The 1,226-nt window shown below is 55.1% G+C and carries 1 protein-coding gene; it reads right to left on the reverse strand.

The annotated features are described in order from the left end of the window. The coding region (locus QUA04_RS04990; protein WP_333254348.1) for a calcium-binding protein at positions 1-1,226 on the reverse strand (1,226 nt) is incomplete at both ends.

Raw genomic sequence — 1,226 nt, forward strand, 5'->3', positions numbered from 1 at the left:
GTGGGACTTGTGGTTGTTCCCGTTGTGGGACTTGTGGTTGTTCCCGTTGTGGGACTTGTGGTTGTTCCCGTTGTGGGACTTGTGGTTGTTCCCGTTGTGGGGCTTGTGGTTGTTCCCGTTGTGGGGCTTGTGGTTGTTCCCGTTGTGGGGCTTGTGGTTGTTCCCGTTGTGGGGCTTGTGGTTGTTCCCTCAATGGTGAAGGGATTGTCGTTTACGCGCGGTATTTGAGCTGTAGTGAATCGAGATTCATCTAGCGAGGTCGATCGAACATCAATCAATACCGCCAAAAATTCCCCAGTTCGCCTGTCCCTAATAATCGTGTTGCTAGAATTCGAGCCTTGGCCCTGGAAAATTTCTAACTCTGTAAAGTTCAGACCTCCAGCCAGACCGATCAAATCTCCCGGATTAAAATCTCTAATTACATCAGCATCGCCGATTTCGCGGCCCCCAGTAGTGAGAAACCCGTTGCTACCAGCCGACGTGCCCACCCTACCGAGAACAAAGATATCCGATCCGTCGCCTCCTGTGAGAGTATCCAATCCGCGATCGCCCGAAAGAATATCATCCCCAGCACCTCCAGACAAAGAATCATTGCCGTCGCCTCCGAAGATCAGGTCATCACCCTCGCCGCCATCACCAGTATCGTTACCAACACCGCCGGTGATGACATCCCCGCCCTCCTGGCCCAACAAAATATCATTGCCAGCGCCGCCGATTAGGCAATCGTTACCCGTGTCGCCAAAAACACTGTCATTGCCCTTGTCGCCAAAAATCAGGTCGTCCTCGCCACCACCGCGCAGACAGTCATTGCCTTTACCGCCGTACAGCGTGTCGTTGCCTTCAGAACCCAAGACAAGATCGTTGCCCTGGTCGCCAAAAGCTACGTCATCGCCCTGATCGCCAGAAACCAAGTCATCGCCTTTGCCGCCCCGCGCCGTGTCATTGCCGCGCCCGCCCTCAACAATATCTTTACCAGCGCCACCGTTGAGAGAGTCATTACCGTCCTCGCCCCTGAGTACATCGTCTCCGTCCCTACCCAGAAGCGTGTCGTCGCCGCCACGCCCGGAAATTGTGTCATTGAATAAGCTGCCGATTAAATAGTTACTGCCGTCATTGGCGACAACTAAGCCATCGACAAAAAGTGGCTGTGGGGGAGGCGTGGGAACTGTCAGAGGTGGCCGCGGCACCGGGGTGATCGAAATGTCCGGGCCCGTCCCCGTCATCGT

Origin of the sequence: Microcoleus sp. S13_C5 (assembly GCF_036700845.1) — a bacterium.
GTDB lineage: Bacteria > Cyanobacteriota > Cyanobacteriia > Cyanobacteriales > Microcoleaceae > Microcoleus.